Raw genomic sequence first — 13,285 nt, forward strand, 5'->3', positions numbered from 1 at the left:
GAGTCGGTTACTTCTGGGTTGTTGGTTAGCTCGGCAAACAGCGACTGGACTTCACCGGTCTGCTGCTGAGCCAGCAGACCCAGAACGTGGTCTACCAGCTTGCCGCCGTCACCCTGGGCATAGCCCCCCTGCTGCCGGTAGGCCAGGTAGGCATCGCGAGCCTGCTGCCACGCCTCCCGAGCCGCTGCGGGGTTGCCGGTAGCGGTTTCAATTTGGTGCAGGACGGAGAAGGACTGCCAGATGTCTCCTGCAGCACCGAAGGGTTGCCTACACTCGATCGCCCGTCGGATTTCCCTTCGCGCTTCGTCGTAACGCTGGAGCTTGAGCAAGGTCTTGCCAATATTGTTGCGGGCTACACCTTCCTCTTTTAGATCACCTGACTCAACAGCAATATCCGCTGCCTGCCGATAAAAGATCACCGCCTCTTCCGGTCGGTTCAAACAATCGTCGTAAAGATTCCCCAACTGGGTCAAACTACTCGCCTGCCCGGCCCGAACGCCTTGCTGGGTCCGAATCGCCAGGGACTGGCGGTAGGCGGCTTCTGCGGCGTCGCAGTTGCCTGCCGCTTGATGCACCATGCCGAGCTTGTGCCAGACAATGGCAACGGAGGCGGGTTCGTTTTGCTGTTCAAACAGGGTGCGGGCTGCTTGGTAACCGGCGATCGCCTCCCCATACCGTCCCTGATACATTCGCACCGTGGAAAGTTGGACTTTGATCGCCGCCACATCTCTGGAAGACTCGCGCTTTTCAGCCAAGACAAGCAGTTCCTCATACCTCACCGCTGCCTCATCCAACCGCCCTAGGTCCAGAAGGCAGTTGGCTTGCTCAGCCAGGGTCACAGAGACCATACGTTCTTCCCCTTCCTCTAAGGCCTCAAACTGTTGATGAGCCTCTACAAACTGCTTCAGAGCCGAGGCTGCCTGACCACCATCGCTCAACACTCGGCCCAGCAGGAAATGGGCCTCGGCCAAATCATAATCCGCCCCGTTATAAGCGGTTGGCCCCAACTTTTGAGCCTGGGCTAGCAGCGCCTGAGCCTGGGTATAGGCCGCTTGCAGTTGCCGCTGGTCTAGCAATCGCTCAATCTGCAATCGCTCGTTTTTAAACCGAGCCTCGCCCCACTCGGGCATTGCCACCGCTGCCTGTTCCCGCAGGGCCACCACCCGCGCCAGGGCCTGGGGGCGGTTCAGGGGAGTCAGCAATTGTTCAATCTTCCCAGCCGTAGCGACCACTTGTTCAGCCATGTCGCTATTGGCAGCCAGCCGCTGCCCCAGCCAGTCCAGCAGGGCCATTAGGTTGGGCAGCTCCAGCAGCATCAGTCCACGGGCCAGTCGGTTATCTTGGAACATTTGCCCATAGAGGAAGTCGACCAGTTGCCTCATCGCCTCGGCCCAGGTAGCGATGAATTGGGCCAGGTGCTCAGGAGGCTGCCTCAGTTGCAGGTAGGCAGGCAGCGCCGGATCCAGCCGCAGGTAGGTGTACTCCTGCTCCTCCGCCATCCCAACCCCGATCAGCATGGCACCAACCGCTTGAGCATTTTCTGAATCAAGCCCCAGTACTTCACTCAAAACAAAAAGATTGGCTCCCCCATGCACCACCGCCAGCCGCTTCACCCGTTCCCGCACCTCCTCCGGCAAGCGCCGCAGCGACAGCTCTAAGCTGGCATACAGCGAGTTCTCGCGATCGCCTGGGTTCTCCGCATCCAGCTTCGCCATCAACCCCGCCACATTCTGCGTCGTTGCCCGTACCCCTCGCGCCACTTCCCTGGCCAGCAGCACCAGGGCGCGGGTGTGGCGGTTCACGGTTTCCACCAGCTCAATCACTGCTGGTGGAACATCAGTGGAATTATCTTTTGGAGTCGTACCGTCGTCATCGGCAGGAAGGGTTCCTCCCTGCTCGGTGATTACCTGCTCCACTAATTGAATGGCTTCATCCTTGCTCAGCCGTCCCAGTTCTACGGTGCATTTGGCCTTGGCAAATGGGGTGGGCAGGGGTTCGCGGCTGGTAAACAGCAGGCGGCAGCGGGGGTCGGCGGCAACAAATTTCTGGCAGAGGGCCAGCAGCTCCGTCACATCCGCCACCCCCGCCGGGTTGTTGCCCTCGCTATCGGGCAGCACACTTTCCATATTGTCCAGCACAATTACCGTCGGGCAGTCCCGCAGGGCGCGCTCCACCGGTTGCAGGGCAGCGGCCCAGTCGTCGCCATACTGGGCCACCAGATACCCCGGCACCAACTGCCGACCGATCGCATCCAGCACCCCCCTCACATCCTGCACGTTCTGCGGCTCCACGCTGACGAATGCCGCCCGCTGAAACCGGCCCGACTGCACCAGCCAGCGGGCCAGTTCCACCGTCAGCGCCGTTTTACCCAGGCCGCCGCTGCCGCGCACCACGGCGTAGGGTTCCTGCTGTAGCAGGCGCTCTAGGTGCAGCAGTTGGCGGCTGCGACCGACAAAGTGGTGCTCCGGTTCTGGGGGGAGCTGGCCCAGTTGGGTCTGGCGTCGCTCTCGGGCCAGGCGGGCTGCCGCTTCCCCCACGGTAACGGTAAAGAGCTGGGGGTCAGCTTCATCCTGGTAGAGCACGGGCACAAACCAGTCTTGTAGCTCCAGGATGCCTGCCCCCATAATTTTGAAGCGGTAGGGGTCGCCGTAGAGGGTCGCTTGCCCCGCCATCATGGCATCCCCCACCCGTTTGCCTTCCGCCAGGGTGCGGTAAAAGGGCTCCACAAAGCGGCGGGCCGTTTCCACTAGTACCGAATGGCTCATAGCCACCACAGAACCGACGCCTTCTTCTAGTAGCTTCGCTGCTACGGAAGCCATTGGGTCGTCAGACGTTTGAGCACTCTGGCAGGCTTCCAGAAAAAACAGCGGCACGCCATAGCCTCGCATTTCAGCGGCAAGTTCCTGGGCATTTACCAATTCGAGTAGCCGCTTGCCGAGCTTGTGGCGATCGCGGTGGGCCTCAAAGCAGAGATACCCCAGCCCGACGCGGCGATCGTAGACCCCGTGCCCGTCAAAGTGGACGACATCATAGGGCTCGCCTTTATCCTTAGCCTGTTTCAGGGCTGCTTTCATCGCAGGAAAGGTGGGGGATGGCAGCAGATCCACCTGCACCAGGTCTTCCCCCAATTCCTCCACAGCCTGCACCAGAGCCTTGGCACTGATGCGGTGGTCGATATAACCAACTGGATTTCCCTGATCATCCGCGAATTCGGGACGAGGGCTGATTAGCAGCACTCGAATCGGAAGCTTTGCTTTTGTAACAGGTTGAGGCTCTCGATTCGGCAAACGACGCCGGACTTGCGCTCCGCTTGCCCCTTGAGCCAGATAGCCCTTGCCATCATGCAAAATCTCCCAGGGCAGCGAGAGCAAATCGCTGGCCGCTTCTCGGCACAGAGCGGCTTCTGCTTCGGGAGTGCCTTCCACGGGTTCGCCGTCTACCTGCACAGAAAAGCGGCGATTGCTGTTAGTGCGCCGCCATTCTGCTAACGGTTCGCAGGCGGTTTCGCCGCTGAGGGCAGCATCGTAGAGGGCTTTGCCCCAGAGAGGGAGGTTTTGCTCCGTGCGGGTAGCCCGGTCCTTAAAGACGCCCGTGGGCCACTGGTAGTACTTCTCGATGTACCAGCGGATTTCTTCGAGTTCCACTGGGCCTAGCGGTGCCTCGAAGCGGTAGCGGCGGCTAGTAATGGCGCGGCGGCTATCGGCAGGAATGTAGGTAAGTTCGGCGGTGGCGGTGGCGCGGCGAATGCTGTCGCGTTCGGTAATGTGGGGGTCAGTGAGGGTCAGGAGGAGTTCTTCGACAGGTTCGACCGGGACGGTTGTACCCGGTTTCAGATCATCGGGGAGTTCTTTACCCAGGGCCGCGTAGATGGCCGGAACGGCTTCTCGGAGCCCGTTTGGACCTTCGTTGACAAAAATATGGATGGGGTCATTGGGAAAGAAAGGTTTGAGAATGCCCCTTGGCACTCCCGGCAACACGATGGGGATAACTTTATAGCCATCTGTGCGCTGTTGGGCGACCTCTGACGCCAGCAGGATTTCTTTCTGCACCCAGCCTGAGCTAAGGGCATCCAGGCTGATCACCACCAGAAAGTGGCGGGCGGTGCGAATGGCGGTTTTGATGGTTTCGGTCAGTTCATCGCCGCCGGTCAGCTCTCGGGAATCCACCCAGGGGAGTTGACCGTGAGCTTCAAGAATTTCCCGCAGACGCCTGACGGTATCGTCGTCTTTAGACGAGTGGGAAATAAAAACCGGCTGGCTCATCGCTGGCTTACCCTGGCGAGGTGGTGGTTGAATCCTGGCTGACTCTGGCCTTGGCCCCGAAATATACCCCTAAGATAGCCGACCTTTTTCCGCCACTGCTGCTAAAAGAGATGAGCCGCAACCCTAGGGCAGTAAATCCTCAACGGCCACCCGCCCATTGACAGCGGCTAACGGTGCAACCGCCTGTCCAGGCAGATAGGTTACCACCTCCCCGTAGCGCCAGCCGTAGGTCACTTCATCATCCGCCACGGGCTGGCGATACACCTCCAACTGGCGCTGGACCAGGTTTACAATCCAATAGTCAGCAATCCCTGCCTTGGCGTACAGGCTGCCCTTCACGCTGCGATCGTAGCTGACTGAGGTATCGGCCACCTCCACCAGTAACGCCGCTGTGGTGGGGTGGGCCGTGGCATAGTCGCGAATGGTGCCGGGCACCACGGCCACATCTGGCTCTGGCTCAGAAATGTCGCTGATCACAAAAGGCTTTTGCTGGCGAACATAATAGCCAGCGTCAAACACCGCTTTCAGGGCTGCATCCACCAGGTCAACGGCCGTGGCATGGGGGCTTCTCATGGCGGCCATATCCATCACCTGACCTTCGATTAACTCTACCCGTCGCCCCTCAAAAAAGCCGAGATCGGCCAGGCGTTGATACTCATCGCGAGTCCACACATGCACCTGAGGTTGCGTAACAGATACCATGCCCAGCGGCCTCCTTGGCAGTTTGGCGGTGGAGGGCTAACCAAAAGGCCCTTCCCAAGAAAATCCTGATCAAATTTTACCTTCGGGGCATAACCGTCTATGGGAGAGGCTAAATTTGGGTGCGCACCCATTGGCGAAAGTCCAGTTCTGCGGTGACTTCATCGGCGATCGCGGTCTGCAAAAAACCGTAAAGATCGGCCTTTGCCACCAGAGGAAAGGTGGGTGAGCGCTGCCGCTCCTCATACTGCCCGGCCACCAGCTGTAAGATTGTCCACTCCCGCCCGTTAAACCGCCAAAATTCAGGCACCCCCAGGCTGGCATAGAGGTCATTTTTCTGAATATCCGTATGGGTGATATCCACCTCAACCACCAAATCTGGCGGAGGATCAACGGCTAAATCTACCTCATGATCGGCCACCGAACCATAGTTTTGAATGTAATAGCCGTTATCCGGTTCTGCACTTTTCAGCAGGTCTGCTCTAGCCAGGGTGGTTGACCCCATCGATTTCATTTTCAGGCCCAGTTCCACCACCAAAATGCGGATAAACAGTTCAATTAACCGAGCCAGGCGCTCGTGGCCCTCCAACGGCATGGTAATTTCTAACGTCCCATTGTCATAGGTAAAGCGGGCATGGGTGCGTTCTCCTAGCAGTTGATGAATTTGCTGAAAGGCTGACCAATCCAGGGAACGAAATGCCAGCCGATTTTCCCCCGTTGGGGTGGATGGCGCCTCTAGGTACATGGGTTTTGCCTCCCGCCGGGCTGGCTGATCGGGTAATTCTAATTCTAAGGCTCAAGATAGGATAGACCTCCGAGTTCTTTAGAACTCGGAGGTCTGGACCAGGGTTTTAGGTGATCACGGTGGGTTCGGGGCGGCCAGTCAGCGTCTTAATCTGGGCGATCTCGTCGGCCAGAGCGATCAAGTCCGCCAGGGCGGCCTGGGTTTCCTGGTCATGCTTGGCTGGGTCAGGCTCGTAGCTTTCTACATACAGCCGCAGGGTGGCCCCGGAGGTGCCGGTGCCGGACAGGCGAAAGACGATGCGGGAGCCGTCGGTGAAGCCAATGCGCACCCCCTGGTTTTTAGCGACGCTGCTGTCCACCGGGTCGGTGTAGGCAAAGTCGTCGGCATAGTCGACGGTGTAGGCCCCAAAGGTTTTGCCGGCCATAGAACCGAGGCTCTGGCGCAGGTTGTCGATCAGGGTGTTGGCGCGATCGCTGTCTACCCCTTCATAGTCATGGCGAGAGTAGTAGTTGCGACCATAGGTAGCCCAGTGTTCGCGGACAATGGCTTCCACCGACTGCCCCTTCACCGCCAGGATGTTTAGCCAAAACAACACCGCCCACAGACCATCTTTTTCCCGAATATGGTTAGAGCCAGTGCCAAAGCTTTCTTCGCCGCAGAGGGTGGCTTTACCGGCATCCAGCAGATTACCAAAGAACTTCCAGCCGGTGGGAGTTTCGTAGCAGTCGATGCCCAGCTTTTCGGCAACGCGGTCGGCGGCCTGGCTGGTGGGCATAGAGCGGGCAATCCCGGCCAGGCCATTCCGGTAGCCGGGGACCAGGGTGGCGTTGGCGGCTAAAATAGCCAGGCTGTCGCTGGGGGTAACAAAGAAGTTTTTGCCCAAAACCATATTGCGATCGCCGTCCCCATCGGAGGCGGCCCCAAAGTCAGGGGCATTGTCCCCAAACATCACCTCCACCAGGTCGTGGGCGTAGACCAGGTTGGGGTCGGGGTGGCCGCCGCCAAAGTCTTCCAGGGGTTCACTGTTTACCACCGTACCCGCCGGAGCGTTGAGCCGCCGTTCGAACAGGGCCTTGGCATAGGGGCCGGTCACCGCATGCAGGGAATCCATACAAAAGCGAAACTTGCCCCCCGAGAGCAGTTGCTTGATCTGGCCAAAGTCAAATAGGGTTTCCATTAAGGCCCCGTAGTCAGTGACTGAATCAATCACCTCTACGGTGGTGTGGCCCAGGCTGTGGCTGGCCACCCGGTCCAGGTCAATATCGGAGGCATCGAGGATTTTGTACTGGCTGATGGTCTGGCTATGCTTGAAAATAGCATCGGTGACGGATTCAGGAGCGGGACCGCCGTTGCCGATGTTGTACTTCACCCCAAAGTCTTCATCCGGGCCACCGGGGTTGTGGCTGGCGGACAGAATAATGCCGCCAAGGGCTTTATTTTTGCGGATGATGCAGGAGGCCGCCGGGGTGGAGAGAATGCCCCCCTGGCCCACGAGCACCCGGCCAAACCCATTGGCCGCCGCCATTTTAAGAATAATTTGGATAGCTTCACGGTTGTAGTAGCGTCCGTCCCCGCCAACGACGAGGGTTTGGTTTTGGTAGCCCTCCAGGCTATTGAAAATAGATTGAATAAAATTTTGTAGATAGTGGGGTTGCTGAAAGGTAGGTACCTTTTTCCGCAGCCCAGAAGTCCCAGGCTTTTGGTCGCTATAGGGCTGAGTGGATACCGTTTGAATACTCATAGGCTAAAACATACTCCTAGGTAAGCCGGACGCAACCTTAGGATAAATCCCCCATGGCTAAATCCCCTACTAACTTAGGGGATGTTTTTAAAGGGAAGGTTAACGGGAAGAGGTAGGGTTAGCGCTCAGGGGCAGGGACTGACTGATCTTCTATGCTGGTCCACAGGCTAATCCATAAATAGAGCAAAATAGAAAGGACGTTGCTATCCCGGCGCCATGACCTCCCTAACCCTGACCCTCGACCCGGTGATGCGGCTCAGCCGTGAACAGTTTTATGAGCTTTGCAAGGTTAATCAGGATCTGCGCCTAGAGCGCAGCAGCACAGGAGACTTAATTCTTATGCCCCCCACCGGATGGGAATCTGGTCGTCAAAATTCTCAGCTCAATCTACAGGTAGGCCTATGGGCAAGGCAGGATGGTACAGGCATCGTCTTTGATTCCTCTACGGGCTTTTCCCTACCCAACGGGGCCGATCGCTCGCCAGATGTGGCCTGGGTAGCAACCGCTCGCATTCAGGCCATTGCCCCAGACCCCGGCCAGTTTTTACCCCTGGCTCCTGATTTTCTGATCGAACTGCGTTCTGCCACCGATAAGCTCACAACCCTAGAGCGCAAGATGGCGGAGTATCGGGATTGTGGGGTGCGGCTGGGCTGGCTGATTGACCCCCAGGAAAAGCGGGTGGAAATTTACCGGCTGGGTCGCCCCACGGAGTACCTAGCTCAGCCGGAACAGCTATCTGGGGAAGACGTCCTACCTGGGTTTATCCTTACTCTGGCGGAGATCTGGGGGTAAGGGCGATCGCAACTATCGCTGAATCACACTGGGCCAGTGGTTTTGCAGGTAGCGGGCGATCGCGGCGGGGCTTTTTCCCTGCCCATCCACCTGGGGGATCACGGTACCTCGCCGTTCCAGGTCGTAGCGATAGGTGCGATCGTAGTAGTCCAAAATGATCGCACAGGCCGATCGCAGGTCCCCGGCCTGGATGTGGGCCACCGCCGCCTGGGTGCGCTGCCCCCCCAGGCGTTTACGGATGCGTTCTGTGGCGATGATTAAATCCTGGGGATCGGCCTGGCCATAGATATCCACCAGCAGGTCTAGCCGCTCCTCCAGGGAGCGAATAATTTCCAGGGTGGGGGCGGTATCCATTTGCCGAAACAGTTCGTCAGGGATCCGGCAGGTGCCCACCCGGCGGCTTTCGGCTTCCACCCAAATCGGCCGATCGCCTGTAAAGACCCCCCAGCGATCGGCCAGCAGGTTCTCGAACTGCTCCGTCGAGGGCTGGGGCGGTAGCAACAAGGCCCCAAAGCTGCTGCCCCGATTGTTAGCTAAGGCTTCCAAATCCAGCACTGGCTCCCCCAGGGCGGCCAGCTCCTGCAGAATCAGGGTCTTGGCGGTGCCGGTCATGCCCCCTAGCACCAGTAGCGGTTTGGGGGTGGCCAGGCTCTGACGCACCCAGCGGCGATAGGCCTTGTACCCCCCCTCCAGGGTCACTACCCGGAAGCCAGCGGTGGCTAAAATCCAGCCCAGGCCACCACTGCGCATGCCCCCCCGCCAGCAGTGCAGCCGCAGGGTGCGATCGGGGGCCAGGGCCTTGGCCTGGCGAATGAAGTCGCCACATTTGGGGCCAGCCAGGTCGAACCCCAGCTCCACGGCCTGATCGCGACCCACCTGTTTGTAGCAGGTGCCCACCTGGGCTCGTTCGTCGTCGCTAAACAGAGGAAAGCTAATCGCCCCTGGGATATGACCCTGGGCGTACTCGCTGGGGCTGCGCACATCTAAGATCGGCCCAGGGGACTGCCAGAATTGATCCAGGGGAATGGCAGGCGGCATCAGGGCTCCATCAGCGATCGCTCGCTCACCGGGTCAAACAGATGGACTTGCTCAGAAGCGATCGCCAGCCACACCTGATCGCCAATCCGCACCGCTGGATCTGGGGGAATTTTGGCCTGCAGGCAGAGACTCTCGCTGGTCACCGTCAGATAGGTTTCGCTGCCCAGGGCTTCTAAATGGGTGACGCGGCCACAAATATTTTTAGGGGCGGGCAGGGCCAGACTTAAATGTTCAGGCCGAATGCCTAACAGCACCGTCTGGCCATCGTAGGGCTGCAACCGGTCGGCCCAGTCGCTGAGCAGGGCCAGCCGAAATTCGGCATGGGTTACCAGGTAGGGGGCCTGCACCTGCACCGAAATAAAGTTCATGGCGGGGGAGCCAATGAATTCCGCCACAAACAAGTTGGCCGGGCGATGGTACAGCTCCAGCGGGGGGGCCACCTGCTGAATTTGGCCCTGGTGCATCACCGCGATCCGGTGGCCCATGGTCATGGCTTCCACCTGGTCGTGGGTGACATAGATGGTAGTAATGCCTAGTTGTCGCTGGAGGTTGACAATCTGGGCTCGGGTTTCCAGCCGTAGCTTGGCATCCAGGTTAGAGAGGGGTTCATCCATCAAAAACACCTGGGGGTTGCGGGCCATGGCTCGCCCCAGGGCCACCCGCTGCTTTTGCCCCCCCGACAACTGACGCGGGTAGCGGTTCAGCAATGGATCGATTTGCAGCATTTTGGCCACCGCCCTGACGCGCTCGTCGATCAAGCGCTCGGCTTCAGACATGTAGCGCAGGCCCGGGGGCAATCGCCGGGTGATCGACACCAGGGGTTTTTCCCACCAGTGGCTTTGGGCCAGCAGTCGTTCCAGTTCCTGGTTGGCGGCAGAGTCACTGATGGGCAACGGCTTTTCCCCAGACTGAAGCTGGGGCATCGTTTGGCCCAGGTCGGCCCCCATGCGGCGCAGGCCAAAGGCCAGGTTGTCGTACACCGTCAGGTGCGGGTATAGGGCGTAGCTCTGGAACACCATGGCCGTGTCCCGTTGCTTCGGGGGCAGATGATTGACTTTGCGATCGCCCACCCAGATACTGCCGCCAGTAATGCTTTCTAGCCCAGAAATTAATCGCAACAACGTACTCTTACCACACCCCGACGGCCCCACCAGCACCATAAACTCGCCGTCATTGACCGTCAGGTTAATCCGCTTCAGCACCGCCGTCCCGTCGTGGTCCCCTGGGGAAGCTGGGGTTTCCGTCAACAGCTGATCAGCCTCACGGGATGCGTGAGACCTCGGGAAGGTTTTGTAGACATTTTCAATCGCAACGTGGGCCACGGCAACCTGGCAAAGGAGTAGTAACGATCTTAGAGCCTACAGCAGATTCAGCAGGCTTGCCGCTAGACGACTTAGCTCAGCTTACAGGTGAGTTGGTTTTCTGGGCTGTCCTCACCGCCGTCGTAGCCCTGCAGGTTGACCTCAAAGGGGGTGACTTTCCAGATCTGATCGCAGTATTCACGGATCGATCGATCCGACGAGAATTGGCCCATCCGCACCGAGTTGAGAATAGCCATGTGGGTCCAGTGGTCTGGATCGCTGTAGGCCTGGCCCACCTGCCTTTGGCAGTCGATGTAAGCCTGGTAGTCGGCCAGCAGCATGAATGGATCGTGGTACAGCAGCTTATCCAGCAGGGGCTTAAACAATGCCCCATCCCCCTGGGAAAAATGGCCCGAGGCAATCAAATCAATGGCGTCCTTGAGCAGGGGGTTGGTGCAGTAGTAGTGGTAGGGGTCGTAGCCTTTGGCCTTCAGGTCCACCACCTGGTCAGCCGTCAGGCCAAACAGAAAGAAGTTGTCGGCCCCGACAGCATCTCGGATTTCAATGTTGGCCCCATCCAGGGTGCCAATGGTCAGGGCGCCGTTCATGGCAAACTTCATGTTGCCAGTGCCCGAGGCTTCGAACCCGGCGGTGGAAATTTGCTCTGACAGGTCAGAGGCAGGGTAGATACGCTGGCTGTTGGTGACGTTGTAATTGGGCAGAAAGATCACCTTCAGGCGGTTGCGCAGGTCAGGGTCTTTGTTGACCATGTCCCCCACGGCGGTGATCAGCTTGATCATCAGCTTGGCCATGGCGTAACCAGGGGCTGCCTTGCCGCCAAAGATAAAGGTGCGGGGGGTCACGTCCAAGTTGGGATTTTGCTTCAACTGGCTGTACAGGGTGACGATGTGCAACACGTTCAGGTGCTGGCGCTTGTACTCGTGGATGCGTTTTATCTGCACGTCAAAGATCGAGGCAGGGTCCACCAGCAGGCCAAATTGCTGATGAATGCGACTGGCCATATCGCGTTTAATCGCCTGCTTAATGCCCCGCCACTCCTCTCGAAAGCCGCTGTCGTTGGCCAGGGGTTCCAGCTGCTGCAGTTCGTCCAGGTGCTTGATCCAGCGATCGCCAATGCGGCTACTGACCATGGTGCTGAGGCGAGGATTACTCAGCACCATCCAGCGGCGGGGGGTGACACCGTTGGTCTTGTTACAGAACTTTTCGGGGAAGAGCTCGTAAAAATCGCGCAACACCGTTTGCTTCAACAGGTCAGTGTGGAGAGCCGCCACCCCGTTAATCGTGTGGCTGCTGACACAGGCCAAGTTGGCCATGCGCACATAGCGCTCCCCGCTTTCGTCAATCAGCGACATCCGGGCCAGTCGATCGGCATCCTTAGGAAACTTCATCCGCACCAGGTCCAGGAAGCGGCTGTTGATTTCAAAAATGATCTCCAGGTGGCGGGGCAGCAGCTTACCAAACAGGCTGATGGGCCACTTTTCCAGGGCTTCTGGCAGCAGGGTATGGTTGGTATAGGCCAGGGTTTTTTGGGTAATTTCCCAGGCGATCGCCCAGTCCAGGCCATACTCATCCAGCAAGAGGCGCATCAGCTCTGCCGCCGCGATCGCCGGGTGGGTATCATTCAGCTGAATGGCAAACTTTTCATGGAATCGCTCCACGGCCAGGCCCTGGCCATGCAGAATGCGAAACATATCTTGCAAAGAGCAAGACACAAAGAAAAATTGTTGCTCCAGGCGCAGTTGCTTGCCCTCGATTTTTTCGTCGTTGGGGTAAAGCACCTTGGAGATGTTTTCCGAGGCCACCTTTTGTTCCACTGCCCCGTAGTAGTTGCCCTGGTTAAACACCTCAAAGTCAAAGGATTCGATCGCCTCCGCCTTCCACAGGCGCAGGGTGTTAGCGGTATTCACCCGGTAACCCAGGATCGGCGTGTCGTAGGGAACCCCCAAGACTTCGCGATCGGGCACCCAGCGCACCCGGTAGCGATCGCTAGCGTCCGTGTAGGTTTCGGTATAGCCGCCGAACTTCACCTCCACAGACCATTCCGGGCGAGAAATTTCCCAGGGATTGCCATGGCGTAGCCACTTATCGGTGCGCTCCACCTGCCAGCCATCCCGCAACCCCTGTTCAAAAATGCCGAACTCATAGCGAATGCCGTAGCCCACCGATGGCACTTCCAGAGAAGCCAGAGAATCCAGGTAGCAGGCGGCCAGTCGCCCCAGGCCCCCATTGCCCAGGCCCGGCTCTTCCTCCTGGGCCAACAGTTCGTCAAAGTCGAGCCCCAGTTCTGCCATCGCCTGCTTCACCTGCTCCAAAATACCCATGTTGATCAAGTTGTTGCCCAGGTGTGGGCCCATCAAAAACTCGGCAGACAGATAGCAGACGGTACGGGCCTTGTGCTGAGTATAGGCTTCGGCGGTGCCATTCCAGCGGTGCAACATGCGATCGCGCACCAGATAGGCCAGGGCCATGTAATAGTCGTGTTGGGTGGCCAGGGAAACGGGCTTGCCCTGTACATAGAATAGATTGTTCAAAAACGCTCGCTTGATGCTGTCAACATCAGTGGCGGTACGGGCCTTGGCCAGAGCGGTGGCCACAGCAACATCGGTGGGCGAAGCACTATCCATAAGCCAGAAAACCTTGCATGCAACTGGAGGTGGTCTTTTGATTGATCAAGTCAATTTAATCA

Annotated in this window: 8 protein-coding genes; 1 reads left to right on the top strand and 7 read right to left on the bottom strand. The window is 58.5% G+C overall.

Annotated elements, in window-relative coordinates; translation table 11 throughout:
* The 4 genes from E1H13_RS10925 to E1H13_RS10940 form a co-directional block, all read right to left on the bottom strand.
* On the bottom strand, positions 1-4,262 hold a 4,262-nt coding region (locus E1H13_RS10925), incomplete at its 3' end, for a tetratricopeptide repeat protein (protein WP_169613451.1).
* Positions 4,263-4,385: 123 nt separating this feature from the next.
* Positions 4,386-4,964, bottom strand: coding sequence for a Uma2 family endonuclease (locus tag E1H13_RS10930; RefSeq protein ID WP_169613452.1), 579 nt, complete (start codon positions 4,962-4,964; stop codon positions 4,386-4,388).
* Between the two features lie 109 nt (positions 4,965-5,073).
* Positions 5,074-5,706 carry a Uma2 family endonuclease gene (locus E1H13_RS10935; RefSeq protein ID WP_169613453.1) on the bottom strand — a complete coding sequence of 211 codons (633 nt, stop codon included), beginning with the start codon at positions 5,704-5,706 and terminating at the stop codon, positions 5,074-5,076.
* A 106-nt stretch (positions 5,707-5,812) separates the two neighbouring features.
* Complete coding sequence (locus E1H13_RS10940) at positions 5,813-7,447, bottom strand: alpha-D-glucose phosphate-specific phosphoglucomutase (protein ID WP_169613454.1); 1,635 nt, start codon at positions 7,445-7,447, stop codon at positions 5,813-5,815.
* Between the two features lie 216 nt (positions 7,448-7,663).
* Here E1H13_RS10940 and E1H13_RS10945 point away from each other — a divergent pair, with 216 nt between their 5' ends.
* Complete coding sequence (locus tag E1H13_RS10945) at positions 7,664-8,239, top strand: Uma2 family endonuclease (protein ID WP_169613455.1); 576 nt, start codon at positions 7,664-7,666, stop codon at positions 8,237-8,239.
* A gap of 12 nt (positions 8,240-8,251) precedes the next feature.
* Here E1H13_RS10945 and mnmH read toward each other — a convergent pair whose 3' ends face one another.
* The 3 genes from mnmH to E1H13_RS10960 all read right to left on the bottom strand — a co-directional run bounded on the left by mnmH (position 8,252) and on the right by E1H13_RS10960 (position 13,223).
* The gene (gene mnmH, locus E1H13_RS10950) at positions 8,252-9,277 is read right to left on the bottom strand and encodes a tRNA 2-selenouridine(34) synthase MnmH (protein ID WP_169613456.1); all 1,026 of its coding nucleotides are present in this window, start codon (positions 9,275-9,277) and stop codon (positions 8,252-8,254) included.
* Positions 9,277-10,599 carry an ABC transporter ATP-binding protein gene (locus E1H13_RS10955; RefSeq protein ID WP_169613457.1) on the bottom strand — a complete coding sequence of 441 codons (1,323 nt, stop codon included), beginning with the start codon at positions 10,597-10,599 and terminating at the stop codon, positions 9,277-9,279. Before E1H13_RS10955 ends, mnmH begins: the two co-directional genes overlap by 1 nt.
* 71 nt (positions 10,600-10,670) lie before the next feature.
* Positions 10,671-13,223 carry a glycogen/starch/alpha-glucan phosphorylase gene (locus E1H13_RS10960; protein WP_169613458.1) on the bottom strand — a complete coding sequence of 851 codons (2,553 nt, stop codon included), beginning with the start codon at positions 13,221-13,223 and terminating at the stop codon, positions 10,671-10,673.
* Between the last annotated feature and the right edge of the window lie 62 nt (positions 13,224-13,285).

This window comes from Nodosilinea sp. P-1105, from assembly GCF_012911975.1.
Classification (GTDB): Bacteria; Cyanobacteriota; Cyanobacteriia; order Phormidesmidales; family Phormidesmidaceae; genus Nodosilinea.